This window comes from Arthrobacter sp. Y3224055, assembly GCF_059090825.1.
Genome location: NZ_JBNHGB010000003.1, coordinates 358,349 through 376,038 on the forward strand (window position 1 = coordinate 358,349; position 17,690 = coordinate 376,038).

Sequence of the window (17,690 nt, forward strand, 5' to 3'; positions counted from 1 at the left end):
AATGTCCCGCCATACCCTTTCAGTGCTGGTGGAGGACGTCCCGGGCGTGCTGACCCGCGTCGCCAGCCTCTTCGCCCGCCGGGCGTTCAACATCCATTCTCTGGCCGTCGGCCCCACGGAAGCAGACGGGTTCTCCCGCATTACCGTGGTGGTCGAGGCCGAGGGTGACCTGCTGGAGCAGGTCACCAAACAACTGAACAAGCTCATCAACGTCATCAAGATTGTCGAGCTGGTTCCCGAAACTTCCGTGCAACGCGACCACATCCTGGTCAAGGTCCGCGCGGATGCCGCAACACGGCTGCAGGTAACCCAGGCAGCAGACTTGTTCCGCGCCTCCGTGGTCGACGTGTCCACCGACTCGTTGGTCCTGGAGGCCACCGGCACCGCCGATAAGCTCGAGGCCCTGCTTGCAGTGCTGGAGCCGTTTGGCATCCGCGAAATAGTCCAATCCGGAACGCTGGCCATTGGCCGCGGCTCCCGCTCCATGAGCGACCGCGCGCTGCGTTCCGCCTGATTCCTTTCCACGCAATCCCAACAGGAGAAACCTAAGTGACTGAGCTGTATTACGACGACGACGCCGACCTTTCGATCATCCAGGGCCGCAAGGTCGCTGTCATTGGCTACGGCAGCCAGGGCCACGCCCATGCCCTGAGCCTGCGCGACTCCGGCGTCGACGTCCGCGTCGGCCTGGCCGAGGGCTCCAAGTCCCGCGCCAAGGCCGAGGCCGAGGGCCTGAAGGTCCTCTCCGTCGCCGACGCTGCCGCCGAGGCCGACGTCATCATGATCCTGACCCCGGACCAGGTCCAGGCCAAGGTCTACGCCGAGTCCATCGCCGACAAGCTCGAAGAGGGCAACGCGCTGTTCTTCGGCCACGGCTTCAACATCCGCTACGGCTTCATCCAGCCGCCGGCCAACGTCGACGTCGCCCTGGTCGCCCCGAAGGGCCCGGGCCACATCGTGCGCCGCGAGTTCGAAGCCGGCCGCGGTGTCCCGGACCTGATCGCCATCGAACAGGACTTCACCGGCAACGCCAAGGCCCTGGCGCTCTCCTACGCCAAGGGCATCGGCGGCACCCGCGCCGGCGTCATCGAGACCACGTTCACCGAAGAGACCGAGACCGACCTGTTCGGCGAGCAGGCAGTGCTCTGCGGCGGCGCCTCGCAGCTGGTGCAGTACGGCTTCGAGACCCTGACCGAGGCCGGCTACAAGCCGGAGATCGCCTACTTCGAGGTGCTGCACGAGCTCAAGCTGATCGTCGACCTGATGGTCGAAGGCGGCATCGCCAAGCAGCGCTGGTCGGTCTCCGACACCGCCGAGTTCGGCGACTACGTCTCCGGCCCGCGCGTGATCACCCCGGAGGTGAAGGAGAACATGAAGGCCGTCCTGGCCGACATCCAGAACGGCTCCTTCGCCAAGCGCTTCATGGACGACCAGGCCAACGGCGCCAAGGAGTTCCTGGAGCTGCGCCAGAAGGGCGAAGACCACCCGATCGAGGCCACCGGCCGCGAACTGCGCAAGCTGTTCTCCTGGATCAAGTCCGACGACGACTACACCGAGGGCGTAGCAGCCCGCTAGGTCAGTCCGACGGCCGGCGCCCACTGCGGGCGCCGGCCGTCGCGTTTCCGGAAGGCCCCGCCGTCGTCGTCACGGCTCCCGAGGCGCCCCGCCGTCGTCGTCACGTTTCCGGAAGGCCCCGCCGCCGTCGTCATGTTTCCGCGGCGCCCGCCGTCGTCGTCACGATTCCCATGGCCCGCCGTTTCACCGGGCCGGTGCCGGCCGGCCGGTACCGGTAACAACTGGGGGACAGGGCCGCAGCCGTTCTAGACTGGAGTCACCCCCATCTATACGCACGGCCATCACCATGCTTGCAGCGAAGGAACACCCCTGTGGAAAAACCAGTAGTCCTGCTGGCGGAGGAACTCTCCCCGGCGACCATCGAAGCCCTTGGGCCCGACTTCGAGATCCGGCAGACCGATGGAGCCGACAGGTCCCAGCTGCTGGCCGCGATTGCCGACGTCGACGCCATCCTGGTCCGCTCCGCCACCAAGGTGGACGCCGAGGCCATTGCCGCGGCCAAGAACCTGAAGGTCATCGCCCGTGCCGGCGTGGGCCTGGACAACGTGGACATCAAGGCCGCCACCCAGGCCGGCGTCATGGTCGTGAACGCTCCGACCTCCAACATCGTCTCCGCCGCTGAACTGACCGTCGGCCACATCCTGGCCCTGGCCCGCCACATCCCCGCCGCGAACGCCTCGCTCAAGGGCGGCGAGTGGAAGCGCTCCAAGTACACCGGCACCGAGATCTACGAGAAGAAGATCGGCATCATCGGCCTGGGCCGCATCGGCGCCCTGATCGCCGCGCGGATGCAGGCGTTCGAGACCCAGATCCTGGCCTACGACCCGTACGTGACCAGCGCCCGCGCCGCCCAGCTGGGCGTGCAGCTGGTCAGCCTGGACGAGCTGCTGGAGCAGTCCGACTTCATCACCATCCACATGCCGAAGACCCCGGAGACGGTGGGCATGATCGGTGCCGCCGCCTTCGAAAAGATGAAGCACACAGCCTGCGTGGTCAACGTGGCCCGCGGCGGCCTGATCGACGAAGCCGCGCTCTACGACGCGCTGAAGGAAGGCAAGATCGCCGGCGCCGCCATCGACGTCTTCGTCACCGAGCCGAGCACCGACCTGCCGTTCTTCGAACTGGAGAACGTGGTGGTCACCCCGCACCTGGGCGCCTCCACCGAGGAAGCGCAGGAGAAGGCCGGCATCTCCGTGGCCAAGTCCGTGCGCCTGGCGCTGGCCGGGGAACTGGTGCCCGACGCCGTGAACGTGGCCGGCGGCGTGATCGCCCCGGACGTCCGCCCGGGCATCCCGCTGATCGAAAAGCTCGGCCGGATCTTCACCGCGCTGACCCACGACTCGGTGACCCAGATCGACGTCGAAGTGGCCGGCGAAATCGCCGAGCTGGACGTGAAGGCGCTGGAACTGGCCGCGCTCAAGGGCGTCTTCCGTGACGTCGTCTCCGAGCAGGTCTCCTACGTCAACGCCCCCGTGCTGGCCGAGCAGCGCGGCATCAACACCCGCCTGATCACCACCACGGAGTCCGAAGAGTACCGCAACGTGCTCACCATCCGCGGCGCCCTGTCGGACGGTTCCCAGATCTCCGTCTCCGGCACGCTGACCGGCCCCAAGCAGATCCAGAAGATCGTGGCCATCAACGGCTACGAGGTGGAAATGCCGATCAGCGAACACGTGATCGTCTTCCTCTACGAGGACCGTCCGGGCGTCATCGGCACCCTGGGCCGGCTGCTGGGCGAGCAGGACATCAACATCGCCGGCATGCAGGTGGCGCGCAACGACGCCAGCAAGCAGGCGCTGGCCGTGCTGACCGTGGACAGCGCCCTGCCGCAGGACCTGCTGGAAAGGCTCAGCGCGGAGATCGGCGCCGTCGTGGCCCGCGAAGTCGACCTGCAGGACTGACTCTCGCCCCGCGGTAAAGCGCGCCCGGTCCCTGCTGTTCCCCCGGGGCCGGGCGGGCTTTACGCAGACCCGCGGGTCGATTCCTCGCCTGCGCTCACCTCGTGAGAACCTTAATGCCGGGTCAATTCGACCTCTGGCCTTTTTGCTGCCGTATGGAGTGATTCTGTGGAAATCCGGTTCAACGCTGCGTCACGCTTCATGCGCAGCCGTTCGCTCGTGGTGACGGTCGCCGTCCTGATCGCGGCAATGGTCCTTTCCATTTTCGTCCAGGGTCGGGCACAGGCATCGCTGACCCGGATCGTCGACGCCAACACCCGCGGCGTGTACGACATCCTGGTCCTGCCCGAGGGCACCGCGGGCGACGAACTGCGCCAGCCGGACTTCCTCAGCGGCAACGGCGGCATCGCCGCGTCGGATCTGGAGCAGGTCCGGGGGATCGACGGCGTCTCCGTCGCCGCCCCGATTTCGCTCGTGTCCAAGGTGGTCCAGGACATCGAGTTCCCGCAGCTGAAGGCCACCGATTACGTCGGCTACAACCCGAACATCGAGCAGTACCTCAAGGGCCAGGGCATCAAGGACGCCGTGCCGAAGGAAGAGTGGCCGGCGCCGGATTCCGTCTTCAACGAAGAACCGACGAACTACCGCATCACCGCCAAGGCCGTCAGCTCCGACGGCCTGACGGACACCGTCCTCTTTGAAACAGCCGCCGAGGGTTCCCTGGGCCAGGCGAAGCTGGAGGAGCTGAAAGTACCCGGCGGCACCAGCCTGCGCACCGTGGCCCCCAAGGGCGAAACCGGCATCAAGTTCCCGGACCCGGCCGGCGGCAGCATGCACGGCGATTTCGACACCACCATCGCGCTGCCCATGCTCCCGCAGATCACCGAGACGGTGGTTGCCGTGGACCCGGCGGCCGAATCCGCGCTGCTCGGCGAGGCCGGCGACTTCCTGGCCCCGCTCAAGCAGGCACCGGAACCGACCGACCGCAACGCCCAGGAACTGGGCCAGCACTTCTCCTCGCAGTTCGGCATGGGCATGTTCTCCGAGGGCGGCGAAGGCGCCGCCATCGACGGACACCCGTTCGAGTTCTGGAGCCCGTTCTTCGTCCAGTACCAGAACGCGGTGGAAGCCGGCACGCTGGACGAGGAATCCCAGGTCATCCCCATGGTGGTCCGCTCCGGCACCGACCTCGACCTGACCTACTCGGTCACCATCGAAGAACTGGACGACGCCGGCAACACCGTTTCGGAGGTCGGCACCGTCAGCAAGGAGCTGGGGGAGGGCTACCTGCCCTTCGCCTCCAGCAAGCCCTTCCAGCTGCGCTGGCCCGGCGGAGAGGACTACAACTACCTGCTGGGCTCCGGCGGCGTCCAGATGGTCGCCGGCCTGCACCAGCCGCCGGTGTGGACCACGGACTTCATGTCCAACCCGGAGTTCACCGCCGGGGACGCCGCCAGCGACGGGAGCGCGGAGCAGACCGCCACGCCGCAGGGTTGGATCCAGGTCAACAAGCTGCCGGAGAAGACCCTCCAGTGGCAGCTGGAACCGGACCAGAGCCAGCGGGAACCGGTGGAAGAGCAGTCCTACCGCAGCACCGTGGATTCCGGCGGCGAATCCGCCACTCCGCTGCCCTTCGTCTACGGCACGTTCGACGCTTCCGCCGTGCGCGAGGCCGCCGGCGACGTGAACTACCTGCCGTTGGGCGGGTACGACCCGACGCCGGTGACCATCACCGAAGACGCCGAGGGCAACAACGTCGACGACACCGTGATGAAGCCGGGCCTCAGCGGCGCCGGCCTGTCCGTGCAGTCCGCGGGCGCCATCACCGACTTCGCCGGACTGGCCGCCGTCCGCGGCACGAGCGCCGAGGAGCCGGTCATCGACGCGGTCCGCGTCCGCGTCGACGCCGCCGGCTCGTGGGCCGACGCCGAAGACCAGATCAACGCCGTGGCCGCCGCGATCGAGGACCTTGGCCTGCAGACCCAGGTGGTGGCCGGCTCGGCCCGCGAAGACGTGTCCATCTACGTGCCGGACTACCACAAGGACGCCTCCGGCACGGTCAGCGACCTCGGCACCGTGCAGCAGTCCTGGGTCCGCCAGGGCGCGGCCGGCGAGGTGCAGGGCGCCCTCAGTGCCTCCAGCGCGGCGCTGCTGGCCCTGACCGTCGGCGGCGCGGCGCTGTTGACCGCCGCCAGCGCCGTCGCCTTCACCCGCTCCCGCCGGACCGAAGCCGTGACGCTGCGGGCCATGGGCTGGAACCGGCGGCGCATCCGCTCCTGGTTCCTGAACGAACTGCTGGTCGGCGGCGTCGCCGTGCTGGTGGTAGCCGTCGTGGCCAGCGCCATCAGCCGCAGCGCCGTGACGCTGTGGGTGTCGCTGATCGCGCTGGTCGTCTACGGTGCCTCCGCCTTCATCTCCGCCGCCATGCTCAAGCCGCACCCGGCGAAGGACGTCGAACCGTCCGGGGCGGCCGGCGTGCCGTCGGTGAAGACCCCGCTGCAGTTCGCCGCCCGCCAGCTGAGCACCAACCGGTTCAACACCGTGGCCATCGCGTTGGGCGTCGCGGTGCTCGGCGCCGCGGCCGGAGCCCTGATGGCGGTGCTGGCCGACATTCCGCGGGCAGCCGGCAGCACGGCGCTCGGTTCGCTGGCCGCCGCACAGCTGAGCGGCCTGAACATCGCGCTGGCGCTGCTCGGCGTGGTCACGGCGCTGCTGCTGGCGCTGATGACCACCCGGTTCGAGGCGCGCCGCAAGCGCGAACAGTTTGCCATCCTCGGCGCCATGGGCTGGACGCCCACGCTGCTGCTGCAGGCCCGCCGCGGCGAGGCCGGCATCACCGCCGCCGTCGCCCTGCCGCTTGCGGTCATCGGCGCCGTCGTGACCGCCCTGTTTATTGCACCGCATACCGCGGTGTGGGCCGCTGCCGCTGGCATCGCGGCCGTGCTCCTCTGGTTTGTTTTGATGACAAGGACCCGGAAATGATCGAAGAACCCCTGACCCGCGCCGCCACCAAGGAGCGCACCGCCGACCATGCCATGCCGGTGGAGCTGCGGGGCATCACCATCCGGTACGACGGCGGTGCCGAGCCGCTCGTGATTGCCGACGACTTCGACCTCGGCCTGGAAGCCGGCACCATGCACTGCCTGGCCGGCCGCAGCGGCTCCGGCAAGACCAGCATCCTCACCGTGGCCGCCGGGCTGCAGCAGCCCACGGCCGGCGAGGTGTTCTGGCAGGGCGACGCCCTCAGCACCATGGACGACGACGAGATCTCCGACCGCCGCCGGGCCCTGATCGGCTACGTGGACCAGGGCGGCGCGCTGATCGACGGCATGAGCGCGCTGGAGAACGTCCTGCTGCCGGCCGTGCCCGACGGCAAGGTGGAAGAGCGCACCGAGATGGCCAAGGACCTGCTGGACCTGGTCGGGCTGGGCCGCCGCATGCGCCACCGTCCGGGCCAGCTCTCCGGCGGTGAACGCCAGCGGGTGGCCATCGCCCGGGCGCTGATCCTGGGCACCAAGGTCCTGGTCGTGGACGAGCCCACCGCCAACCTGGACCGCGAACAGGCCAACAAGATCATCCACATCCTGAAGGACACGACCAAGGACGGCATTGCCGTGCTCGTGGCGTCCCACGACCAGGAACTCATCAAGGCCGCGGACAGCAGCACCCGGATGAACTAGGCGCCCGGGCAACGTCGCACGGCCCCTGATCTGGAGACGAGGTCAGGGGTCAGCGTCCAGGTCACCGCTCATGGCCCCTGATCTGGAGACGAGGTCAGGGGTCAGCGTCCAGATCACCGGTTATAGCCCCTGATCTGGCAGCCAAAGGGGGATCTGGTGGATGGCGTCCGCTCACGCCGTCAGGCCTGAGGCCTTGCGAAACGCCTCGTTGTACTTCCGGACCAAACGCTGCCTGAGCGCATCATCGTCGTCGAGATGGCTCCATCGGACACGGACGATCGTCCAGCCGTCTTCCATCAAACGAGTCTCCCGCTTCCGCTCGTCCAGAATCACTTGGTCCGTGGGGTGATAGGCGCGGTACTTGCTTTCGCCGTCGAACTCGAAGATGAGCTTCAGTCCCGGCCAAGCGAAGTCAGCGCGGTAAGTGCCCTCCGCCGTCCTGATCTCGTGTTGAAGTACCGGCGGCGGGAAGTTCCAACTGCGCAGTTTCAGCCGCAATCTGGTCTCACCCGCCGATTCGGACCGCCCATCGACGGTGTCGAGCACTTGCCGGACGCGTGTCAGGAAGCGTGATCTGGGGGCGGCGTCTGCCAATTCATGCATCCGTTCGAGGCTCGCACCGAGCTGGAGGGCCGAATCGGCGATGACCACGGCCGGTTCGAATGGCAGCGCCCGCGCGCAGTCCAGTACCGTCCGCTCACGGGATGTTACGCGGATGCCCCCGTCCAGAATCCGCACGTCTCGGTCCGGCACCTGATGGGTGTGCCGCACCACCCCGGTGCCAGCGGACTTCTCGCCACGGCGGCCGCGCTGGATCACATGGATTTCAGGCGGCGCGTTCCAGATGTGCAGGCCCCACAGCCGTGCGGCCGAAGCATGGCTGTAAACAAGGTTGCCGTCGGAAGCCGCGTGGTGGGCTTTAATCATCAGCACCTGCTGGTCCCACGGTTTCTGCGCCCGCCAGTATTCCTCCGAGACGTAGATGCCGCGCCGCAGGCGGCGCAGGATCCTGCGGCGCACGGCGGCAGTGATCTGGCGTTCCTCGATCCCGAGTTCGCGCAGTTCCCGGTAGGTGACGATTCGGTCAATGCGGCATGTCTGCCCGAGACTGCCGATGAGTTCGTCCATCGAACCAACGTGCCCCATGTCCCGTCCGCCGTCGATCCCGCCGGCACATCTGTGGATGAAGCCCGACGTCGGCGCTCCTCGACTGGCGGCACGCCCGTCCCACGCCACGGCCCGTGCTGCCTGCCTGCCGACACCACCGCTCCAGGGCCCCGCCCCGCGCTGCTTGCGTGCTTACGGCACCGCTCCAGGCCAAGGCCGCCTAGCCCCGCGCCTCACCCGCGGCTACCAACCGACCACACGCCACCGAGCGCGTCGCACATTTCGACACCGCCGAACGCAGAGGGTAATTTCATAGGGTGACCGCATCCGAGCCCAAGCCCCCGTTCTACATCACCACGGCCATCACGTACCCCAACGGCGTGCCGCATATCGGCCATGCCTACGAGTACATTGCGACCGACGCGATGGCCCGCTTCAAGCGACTGGACGGCTACGACGTCATGTTTCTGACGGGCACGGACGAGCACGGCATGAAGATCGCCCAGACCGCCGCCAAGGAGGGCATGACCCCGAAGGAATTGGTGGACCGGAACACCGCGGCCTACAAGTCGGCCCATCAGGTCCTGGAGATCTCCTACGACCGGTTCATCCGCACCACCGATGCCGACCACTACGCTGCCTCTCAGGCCATCTGGAAGAAGATGGAAGAGGCCGGGGACATCTACCTGGGCAAGTACGAGGGCTGGTACTCGATCCGCGACGAGGCCTACTACGCCGAGGACGAGACCGAGCTCCGCGAAGACGGCAAGCGCTACTCCGTCCAGACCGACACCGAACTGACCTGGACCGAGGAGGAGAGCTACTTCTTCCGGCTCTCCAACTACCAGGACAAGCTGCTCAAGCTCTACGAAGACCACCCCGATTTCGGCGCCCCGCGCAGCCGCTTCAACGAGGTCATCAGCTTCGTCAAGGGCGGCCTGGAGGACCTGTCAATCTCCCGGACCACCTTCGACTGGGGCGTGCCCGTGCCGGGCAACGACAAGCACGTCATGTACGTCTGGGTCGACGCCCTGACCAACTACCTTACCGGCGTCGGCTACCCGGACACGGAGTCGGAGTCGTTCAAGAAGTTCTGGCCGGCCGACGTCCACGTGATCGGCAAGGACATCTCCCGCTTCCACGCCGTCTACTGGCCCGCCTTCCTGATGTCGGCCGGTCTGGAACTGCCCAAGCGCGTCATGATCCACGGCTTCCTGAACAACAACGGCGTGAAGATGTCCAAGTCGCTGGGCAACGTGGTCGCTCCCGCCGAATGGGTGGCGCAGTACGGCCTGGACCAGGTGCGCTTCTTCCTGCTGCGCGAAGTTCCCTTCGGCGCCGACGGCTCCTACAATCACGACGCCGTGGTCGGCCGGATGAACGCGGACCTGGCCAACAATCTGGGCAACCTCGCCCAACGGTCGCTGTCCATGGTGGCGAAGAACTGCGAGGGCAAGGTCCCGCAGCCCGCGACGCTTGCCGCCGAGGACCACGAACTGCTGGCCCGCGCCGAGCGCCTCCTCGAGAAGTCCCGGGCTGCCTACGAGGTCCAGGATTTCCACGGGTCGCTCGAAGCCATCTGGACCGTGCTCGGCGACACCAACGCGTACTTCGCGGAACAGGCTCCCTGGGTGCTGCGCAAGACGGACGTGGAACGGATGAACACCGTGCTCTACGTGACGCTCGAGGTGCTGCGCATAGTCTCCATCCTGGTCCAGCCGGTCATGCCCGCCGCGGCCGGCAAGCTGCTGGACGTCCTGGGACAGGACGACGGCGGCGCCCGCGACTTCGCTGCCATCGGCACGGCTTTGGTGCCGGGCACCCTGTTGCCGGCGCCCACGCCGATCTTCCCGAAGTACGAAGAACCGGCCGGCTAGCTGATCGTCGTGCGGCAGGAAGCGCCTGCCGGGTAGCCCTGCCCGTGCGGCAGGAAGCGCCTGCCGGGTAGCCCTACCCGCCCGGCAAGAAGCGCCGGCTGTCTGGCCCCCGGCCGGTTGGCCCTACCCGGCCGGCAGGAAGCGCCTGCCGGGTAGCCCTACCCGCGCGGCTGGAAGCGCCGGCGGGATAACCCCGGCTGGTTGGCCCTACCCGCCCGGCTGAAAGCGCCGAGCCGCGGTCGCGGCCATGATCCGCTCCACCCGTCTCTGCTGGTCCGCGGCCTGGGCCTCGAGTTCCTGGAAGCGGGTGGCGTCCAGCCGGCGGTCCCTGGGCGCCAGAACGGTCAGGACCTGCCACATGCACTGCTTGCCGCGCAGGGCGGACATCAGTGATTCGAGTTCCAGTTGGGCGCCCACCCCGCCCGAAGCCCGCGTGGGGTTGAGCGGGTTCACTTTGCTGGCGATGGCGCCGGCCATCGAGCCGAGCTGCTTGAGCTTGTTCCGCCGGTAACCGAAGCTCCGGTGCAGGGCCTTCAATTCCTTGCGCTCTGCGGACACCTCGTCGCGCAGCTTCCGGAACTCGGCCTCCTCCGGGGTTCCCGCCCACGACTGGCGGACGGCGTCGAACAGTTGCACGCCAGCAGCCGAACCCAGCAGATGGTAGTCCAGATAGGCGGCGAGGTTCTCCTGGTCCAGGGTCCCGGTCCGGTGTTTCTTGGCGGCCATGGCCTTCCTTCCTGCTGGCTCTCATTCGCCCGCGGCCGGTCTCAGAAGGCCGCCGGCGTCGTCGTCACGCGGACGGCCTCCGCCGTCGTTGTTTCACTGTCCTTACCCACCCATGCCCCGGGTCAATCGCCCGGGCTCCGTCAATCGGCGGCTTCGGACGATCGCCGGTGCGATGAGTCACCCGGTTCGCTCCGTACGCCCGGTCCCGTCAACCGCCCAGTTCCTCCGGGCTGCGGAACCTCGTCTTCCTGCCGTACGCGCCGCGGTTCCAGAGCCAGGTGAGCAGCCACAGCACTAGGCCGAGGACGATCAGCAGGCCGGCAATCTGGTATTCGATCGGATCCTGCGCCCACGGGCCCACCAGGAAGAGGCATGTGGCCATCCCGAGGTAGGGCAGCACGGTGGGGGTCCGGAAATGTTTGCGGTCGACCGGTTTGCGGCGCAGGACCAGCACCGCCAGGTTCACGATCGTGAAGACGCCCAGCAGCAGCAGGGCAGTGGTGCCGCCCAGCGCGGCGACGGTGTCGGTGCCCATCACGTTGGTGACCACAAAGATCAGGACGAACGCAATGAGCGTGGTGAAGATGATGGAGGCCCAGGGGGAGCGGCGGTTGGGGTGGACCTTGCCCAGGAACCGCGGCAGCACGTCCTGCCGGGCCATGCCGTAGAGCAGGCGGCTGGCCATCAGCATGTTGATCAGCGCGGTGTTCGCCACGGCGAACATGGACAGGAACGGATAGATGACGTCCACCGGGAACCCCGGCGCGCCGACCGACACGACTTCCAGCAGCGGCGTCGGGCTTTCCGACAGCTGCCCGATCGGCACGATGGCCACCGCGGTGATGGACACCAACACGTACACGATCACGGTGATGCCCAGGCCAGTGAGCATGACCTTGGGGAAGGTGGTGACCGGGTCCTTGGTCTCTTCGGCCATGTTCACCGAGTCCTCGAAGCCCACGAAGGAGAAGAACGCCAGGGAGGTGGCGGCGGTGATGGCCAGGAAGACGCCCTTGTCCTCCGAGGTTTCGAACACCATGACCCGGCTGAAGTCGACATTGCGCTGGCTCATGGCCCAGAAGCCGATGAAGATCACGATCAGCAGGCCGGTGAACTCCACTACCGTCAGGACCACGTTGAACTTCACCGACTCGCTGACGCCGCGGAAGTTGATTCCCGCCAGGACCGCCATGAAGACGATCGCCACCCAGGTCACGCCGGTCTGGTTCCAGTCCAGGTTGAACCCGGCGATGAAGTTCTCACCCAGGAACTTGGCGGCGGTGGAGGCGGAGGTGATGCCGGAACTGAGCACGGCGAACGTCACCAGGAAGGTGAGGAAATGGACGCCGAAGGCCTTGTGCGTGTACAGCGCGGCCCCGGCGGCCTGCGGGTACTTGGTGACGAGCTCCAGGTAGGAGAACGCGGTGATGGTGGCCACGACGAACGCGAGCAGCAGCGGGGCCCACGCCGCGCCGCCCACCTCGCCGGCCACCTGTCCGGTCAGCGCGTAGACGCCCGTGCCCAGGATGTCACCCACAATGAACAGGAGCAGGAGTTTGGGTCCTATGGCCCGTTTCAGCTCCGGTTGTTTTTCGGTTGTGGTGGAACCGCTCATGCCTTTCCTCCGTCCGCACGGCGCTCTGCACTGGTCTGTCCCGCCAACGTAGCATCAGGCCCTGCCGATGTCTCCGCCGTGGCGGCCGCCGAGGGAAGCGAACGGCTGGATCCTCGTTCCCCTGGGACCGCCGGCGCCGCAGTCGGTAGAGTGTCGGCTACCCGCCCAACGGAAGGCCGCTCCGATGACCTACAAGGCCCTGTCCCTCGCCAGCCTGCGTCCCGCCTCGGGAGCCGCCGTCTTCCGTGGCAGCGAACACGGCGCCCACGCGTCCTTCTTCGTGAACTCGCGCGGTGCCGAACGCCATCGCCATCCCTACGAGGAGATCTTCGTACTGCTCGACGGCGAGATCGACTTCACGATCGACGGCCAGTCCGGCCATGCGGGCGCGGAAACGGTGATCGTCATCCCGGCGTACGCCTGGCACGAGTTCACGGCCACCACCGGGGACGGCGTCAGGATGGTGAACATCCACCCCGTCGCGGAAATGCAGACCGAATGGGCCAGGTAGGCGGTCAGGCGGTCGCCAGGCCTTCCACGGGGGAGAGGCGGGCTGCCCGGCGGGCCGGCAGCACGGAGGCGAGCAGGCCGGCGACCACGGCCACGGCCAGCACCCCGAGCAGCTGCAGCCACGGCACGTCCGGAACCACGGTGGCGAACGCCCCAAGCGCCGACTGCGCGCCGAGCCAGCCGTAGACCGCGCCGAGCACCGATCCGATCAGCGCGGCGACCCCGGCGATGAGCACGGCCTCCAGCGCCAGCATTGCGCGCAACTGCGACGTGGTCAGCCCGAGCGCCCGCAGCAGCGACGACTCCTGCGTACGCTCCAACACGGAGAGCGAGAGCGTGTTGGCCACACCCACCAGCGCGATCAGCACCGCCACGCCCAACAACCCGGTGACCACCAGCAGCAGCACATCGATCACCTGATTGAACGCGGCACGTTCCACGGCGGCACCGGACACCTGGTACTCGTCCACGTCGAGCCCGGCGGCCAGTTCGGTCCGCAGGTCCAGGAGCGCCCCGGCATCCAGGTCCCGGTCCACGGACACCCACAGCTGCGGCAGGGCTGAGTAGTAGTCCGGGGAGTCGGCGGCGGGCAGCTCCGGCACGCCGATCTCGTCGGCCACCGCGGCGGAGATCAGCGGCGGCAGGGTGCGGCTGTCGGCCTCCACCACGCGCAGTTCCTTGGCCCCCCGGCTGCCGGTCACGGTCAGCTTCTCCAGTCCCGAGCCCTGCGGCATCAGCACCGTGCTCGCGTCCAGCTCCAGCGAGCCGTCCTGCAGCAGGCCCAGCTGCTCCGGCGCCAGCTGGTAGACCCCGGTCCGCTGGCCGTGCAGGTCGGCGAAGCCGCCGTTGGTGACCAGGCCGGCGGCGGCAACGCCGTCGTATGTGACGGCGGTGGCCGCGGCCGAGGCGTCCAGCGGTTCCCCGCCGAGCGTGAGGTGCCCGACCGCCAGGTCCACCGGATACTCCGCGCCCAACTGGGCGTCGAACGCGGTGCGGGCGGTTTGCGCGCCGGTCATCATCATCGCCACCAGCGTGACGCCGATCAGCAAGGCGGTGGCGGTGGCGGAGGTACGCCCCGGGTTGCGCACCGCGTTCACCGCGGCCAGCTTGCCCGGCACTCCCGCGGGCCTCGCGAGCGCGCCGACGGCGGTGACCAGCGGCGGCACGAACAAGGTGGCGCAGAGCAGCAGGCCGATGAAGGAGAGCATGCCGCCGGGCAGGGCGATCAGCAGGTTCGCCGACAGCGCTCCGAGTGCCAGCAGGACGGCGCCGACCGCCGTGAGCGCGCCGCCGATCGCGAGCCGGACCTTGCCTTTGCGGTTGCCGGTGCGCGCCTCGTCGGCCGGGCGCAGGGCGGCCAGCGGTGCCACCCGGGTGGCGGCACGGGCCGGGGCGAGGGCGGCCAGCACGGTCATCAGGATGCCCGCCGCGAGTCCGACGGCGACGGCCGACGGCGGCACGGCCAGGGCGGCGAACTCGGTCTCCGGCTGCCCCTGCAGCACGGCGATCACGCCGGCCATCAGGGCCACCGCCCCTAGCACGCCCAGCACGGAGGCACCGACGCCGACCAGCAGGGCCTCCGCCAACACGGAGTTCCGGATCTGCCCGCGGTCCGCGCCGATGCAGCGCAGCAGCGCCAGCTCGCGGGTCCGCTGGGCGATCAGCACCGAGAAGGTGTTGGTTACCACCAGCGCCGAAACCAGCAGGGCCACCAGCGCGAACGCCAGCAGCACAATGGTCAGCTGGTCGCTGCCGCCGGTGAGGCCGGCCACCACGGCCTTCGTCTGCTCCGCGGCCGTGTTCACGGTGGCGTCGCCGAAGCCTGCCTCCGCCAGTGCCGCGGCCACAGAGTCCTGCACCGTGCCGGCAGCGGCGCCCGGGGCCAGATCCAGCTGGATGTTGTGCAGCTGCGGCCCGGCCTCGCCGGCCAGCTGCCGCACCAGGGTGCCACCGGCGAAGAACTGCGGCTGGCCCATCATGAACGGGTCCTTGGACGGCTTCACGATCCCCGAAACCGTTAGTCCGGTCCCTGCGGCGGCGATGTCCTCGGCGGCCACCTTCCCGGCGGCCGGCGCCAGCTCCAGGGTGTCGCCGACCGCCAGATCCTGCTTCCCGGCAGTTCCGGCGTCCAGCGCCACCTCACCCTCCGCGGGCAGGGCGCCTTCCACCAGCTCCAGGTGGTTCAGTCCGTCGGGGGCGGTGTTCTGCAGAACCGCGTAGCCGGGGTCGGCCCGGGACCGGAACGCGACGGGCGCCGTCTCCTGTGCGTACACCTCGCCGGCGCCCTCGGCGGCGGCCACGGCATCGACGGCCAAGGCGTCCAGCGGCCGGTCCGGAGGGCCGGACACCACCAGGTCGGCGTTCCGGAAACCGGCGCCGATGCTGTTGCCCAGCGAGGCTTCGGTGGATGCGTTGACCATCAGCGTGGCGGTCAGGAACCCCACCGCCATCACCACGGCCAGCCCGACGGCGATGAACCGCCGCGCGTGCTGCCGCACCTGTGCAAGCGCTACCTGCAGCATGTTCAGGCCCCCAGCTTGGCCAGGGCGGCCAGGATCGCGTCGGTGTCGGGCCGGTTCAGTTCGCCCACCAGCGCGCCGTCGTTCATCAGCACCACCCGGTCCGCGTAGGAAGCGGCCACCGGGTCGTGCGTGACCATGATGATGGACTGGCCTATCTCCCGGCAGGACCGGCGCAGCAGCGAGAGCACCTCCGCGCCGGACTTCGAGTCGAGGTTGCCGGTGGGTTCGTCGCCGAAGACGACGTCGGGGCGGGTCAGCAGCGCCCGCGCCACGGCGACGCGCTGCTGCTGGCCGCCGGACAGCTCGTGGGGCCGGTGCGCGAGCCGGTCGGTCAGGCCGAGCGTTGCGGTGACAGAGCGGAACCACTCCCGGTCCACGGAGCCGTCCGCCAGGGAAATCGGCAGCGTAATGTTCTGCTCCGCGGTCAGGGTGGGCACCAGGTTGAAGGCCTGGAACACGAAGCCCACGCGCTCGCGGCGCAGCTTGGTCAACTGGGAGTCGTTCAGCGAGGAGATTTCGGTTCCGCCGATCCAGATGTTGCCCGCATCGGCGGTGTCCAGCCCGGCCAGACAGTGCATCAGCGTGGACTTGCCCGAGCCGGACGGGCCCATGATCGCGGTGAACGTGCCGGCCTCGAAGCTGGCGTCCACCTCTTTCAGGGCGTGCACGCGGGTGTCGCCGGTTCCGTAGGTCTTGTTCAGGCCGCGGGCAGCGGCGGCCGGGGTGGCGCCGCCAGGGGCAGCGCCGGCGCGTAGTTGCTCAGTACTGGTAGTCATACCCTTACGCTATGGAAACGCTGCCTTGTGCGGATCAGCCGCAGGTCTGGTCTCCGCAGCCCGCCGGCTCATACCCAGGGTGGAGAGCGCGGGCCCGACGGGACGGGCTGATCCGGCGGGGACACGGCCGTCATGCGGTGAAACCTTTGCACGGCGGCCGGGTACGCGGGAACATAAAGCCATGAAACTTGCCCGCCTCGCCGCGCTCCCGCTCGTATCCCTTCTCCTGCTGACCGGCTGCGCGCCGAAGGCCGAGCAGCCCCGTCCGCTGCATTCGGCAACTCCCAGCCCCAGCATGGTGGAGACCGGCGAGATGCCCGAACCCCTGGCGGAGTTGGCGACGGCCATCTACGAGGGCGGCGACGTTGCGGCCAACAAGCTGGCTGCCGGAGCGCTCGCCGGCCGGACTCCTGTCGAAGCCAAAACCACGGTCAAGGCCGCGACCGGTAAATGGAACGGGCAGCACATGGCCGTCCTGACCTCCGGCGACGACGTGACCCTTGCCGTAGACAAGGACGGAACGTGGACGGCGGTGGGAGGCTGGTGGCCCTCGCTCGACGTGAACAAGACGGTTCTGGGCGGCAAGCGCCACGTCCTGCTCATAGGCTCGGACGCCCAGAAGAGCAAGGGCGAGAAGGTTCGTGAAGCCCGCGCCGACGCCCTCCAGGTAATCGGTGTGGACGGCAAGGGCGGAGGCGGCATCCTGGGCATTCCGCGGGATCTCTGGGTGGACATGCCAGGCGGCGGCCAGGCGAAGATCAACGCGGCCATGATGCGGGGCGGACCCAAGGCGCAGCAGAAGGTCGTGGCGGACGTGACCGGCCTGAAGGTGGAGGGCTACATCCTCACCGGTTTCAGGCAGTTCGAGGACCTGGTGGATGAAATCGGCGGCGTCACCATTGACGCCCCAATCCCGGTGCTGGACGTCAAGGCGGGAAAGAGCAAGCTCGACGGTGAGACGGCGCTGGACTACGCCCGGGAGCGGAAAACCCTGCGCAATGGAGACTTCGGCCGCTCAACGCACCAGGGGGTACTGTTGCTCGGATTCGCCGCCATGGCCAAGATGAGCGGGCCGGCCGGGCTGGTCGACCTGCTCACCGCCGCCGATCCGCTGGTCGAGACCAACCTGAGCGCGGAGCAGGCGCTGACGCTCGGCGCCTGGGTCTACAAGACAAAGCCGGCGAAGGTCGGGCACCAAGTCCCCGAGCCCGGCTTCGGCTACAGCACGGACGGCCAGTACATGCTGCCCATGGATGCCAAGACCCGCAAGATCTTCAATTCCTTCGCCGACGGCAATTTGTAAGCACTTTATCGAACCGCGGGCACGCCGCGAACGCAGTTTCTCGGACTGTCCGGACGAGCGAAAGGCCGGGGCGGGAGTGCTCCCGCCCCGGCCTTTCGCGT

At 68.3% G+C, this 17,690-nt stretch carries 13 protein-coding genes; 8 read left to right on the top strand and 5 right to left on the bottom strand.

The window, feature by feature from the left end; translation table 11 throughout:
* Window position 1: 1 nt before the first annotated feature.
* The 5 genes from ilvN to AC5RTY_RS09825 all read left to right on the top strand — a co-directional run bounded on the left by ilvN (window position 2) and on the right by AC5RTY_RS09825 (window position 7,153).
* Window positions 2–514 carry an acetolactate synthase small subunit gene (gene ilvN, locus AC5RTY_RS09805; RefSeq protein WP_493979937.1) on the top strand — a complete coding sequence of 171 codons (513 nt, stop codon included), beginning with the start codon at window positions 2–4 and terminating at the stop codon, window positions 512–514.
* Window positions 515–549: 35 nt separating this feature from the next.
* Window positions 550–1,575, top strand: a complete 1,026-nt coding sequence (gene ilvC / locus AC5RTY_RS09810) for a ketol-acid reductoisomerase (RefSeq protein ID WP_493941723.1) — start codon at window positions 550–552, stop codon at window positions 1,573–1,575.
* Window positions 1,576–1,886: 311 nt separating this feature from the next.
* Window positions 1,887–3,476 carry a phosphoglycerate dehydrogenase gene (serA, locus tag AC5RTY_RS09815; RefSeq protein ID WP_494073765.1) on the top strand — a complete coding sequence of 530 codons (1,590 nt, stop codon included), beginning with the start codon at window positions 1,887–1,889 and terminating at the stop codon, window positions 3,474–3,476.
* A 165-nt stretch (window positions 3,477–3,641) separates the two neighbouring features.
* Window positions 3,642–6,455: an ABC transporter permease gene (locus AC5RTY_RS09820; RefSeq protein WP_494128146.1), complete on the top strand. Its 2,814-nt coding sequence runs from the start codon at window positions 3,642–3,644 to the stop codon at window positions 6,453–6,455.
* Window positions 6,452–7,153 carry an ABC transporter ATP-binding protein gene (locus tag AC5RTY_RS09825; RefSeq protein ID WP_494073767.1) on the top strand — a complete coding sequence of 234 codons (702 nt, stop codon included), beginning with the start codon at window positions 6,452–6,454 and terminating at the stop codon, window positions 7,151–7,153. Before AC5RTY_RS09820 ends, AC5RTY_RS09825 begins: the two co-directional genes overlap by 4 nt.
* A gap of 171 nt (window positions 7,154–7,324) precedes the next feature.
* Here AC5RTY_RS09825 and AC5RTY_RS09830 read toward each other — a convergent pair whose 3' ends face one another.
* Complete coding sequence (locus tag AC5RTY_RS09830) at window positions 7,325–8,281, bottom strand: type IV toxin-antitoxin system AbiEi family antitoxin domain-containing protein (RefSeq protein WP_494012355.1); 957 nt, start codon at window positions 8,279–8,281, stop codon at window positions 7,325–7,327.
* A 296-nt stretch (window positions 8,282–8,577) separates the two neighbouring features.
* Here AC5RTY_RS09830 and metG point away from each other — a divergent pair, with 296 nt between their 5' ends.
* A complete protein-coding gene (gene metG / locus AC5RTY_RS09835) occupies window positions 8,578–10,137 on the top strand; it encodes a methionine--tRNA ligase (protein ID WP_494012354.1) in 1,560 nt (519 codons plus the stop codon).
* Window positions 10,138–10,344: 207 nt separating this feature from the next.
* Here the strand turns inward: metG and AC5RTY_RS09840 are convergent, their stop codons facing one another.
* Together AC5RTY_RS09840 and AC5RTY_RS09845 are read right to left on the bottom strand one after the other, a co-directional pair.
* On the bottom strand, window positions 10,345–10,863 hold the full coding sequence (locus AC5RTY_RS09840) for a hypothetical protein (RefSeq protein ID WP_494012353.1): 519 nt from the start codon (window positions 10,861–10,863) through the stop codon (window positions 10,345–10,347).
* A 208-nt stretch (window positions 10,864–11,071) separates the two neighbouring features.
* Window positions 11,072–12,478 carry an APC family permease gene (locus AC5RTY_RS09845; protein ID WP_494139465.1) on the bottom strand — a complete coding sequence of 469 codons (1,407 nt, stop codon included), beginning with the start codon at window positions 12,476–12,478 and terminating at the stop codon, window positions 11,072–11,074.
* A 184-nt stretch (window positions 12,479–12,662) separates the two neighbouring features.
* Between AC5RTY_RS09845 and AC5RTY_RS09850 the strand changes: the two genes are divergently transcribed.
* The gene (locus AC5RTY_RS09850) at window positions 12,663–12,989 is read left to right on the top strand and encodes a cupin domain-containing protein (RefSeq protein ID WP_494000025.1); all 327 of its coding nucleotides are present in this window, start codon (window positions 12,663–12,665) and stop codon (window positions 12,987–12,989) included.
* A gap of 4 nt (window positions 12,990–12,993) precedes the next feature.
* Here AC5RTY_RS09850 and AC5RTY_RS09855 read toward each other — a convergent pair whose 3' ends face one another.
* Together AC5RTY_RS09855 and AC5RTY_RS09860 are read right to left on the bottom strand one after the other, a co-directional pair.
* A complete protein-coding gene (locus AC5RTY_RS09855) occupies window positions 12,994–15,510 on the bottom strand; it encodes an ABC transporter permease (protein WP_494012350.1) in 2,517 nt (838 codons plus the stop codon).
* 2 nt (window positions 15,511–15,512) lie between these two features.
* On the bottom strand, window positions 15,513–16,286 hold the full coding sequence (locus AC5RTY_RS09860; RefSeq protein ID WP_494139466.1) for an ABC transporter ATP-binding protein: 774 nt from the start codon (window positions 16,284–16,286) through the stop codon (window positions 15,513–15,515).
* Between the two features lie 181 nt (window positions 16,287–16,467).
* Between AC5RTY_RS09860 and AC5RTY_RS09865 the strand changes: the two genes are divergently transcribed.
* On the top strand, window positions 16,468–17,589 hold the full coding sequence (locus tag AC5RTY_RS09865; RefSeq protein WP_494012348.1) for an LCP family protein: 1,122 nt from the start codon (window positions 16,468–16,470) through the stop codon (window positions 17,587–17,589).
* Window positions 17,590–17,690: the final 101 nt, after the last annotated feature.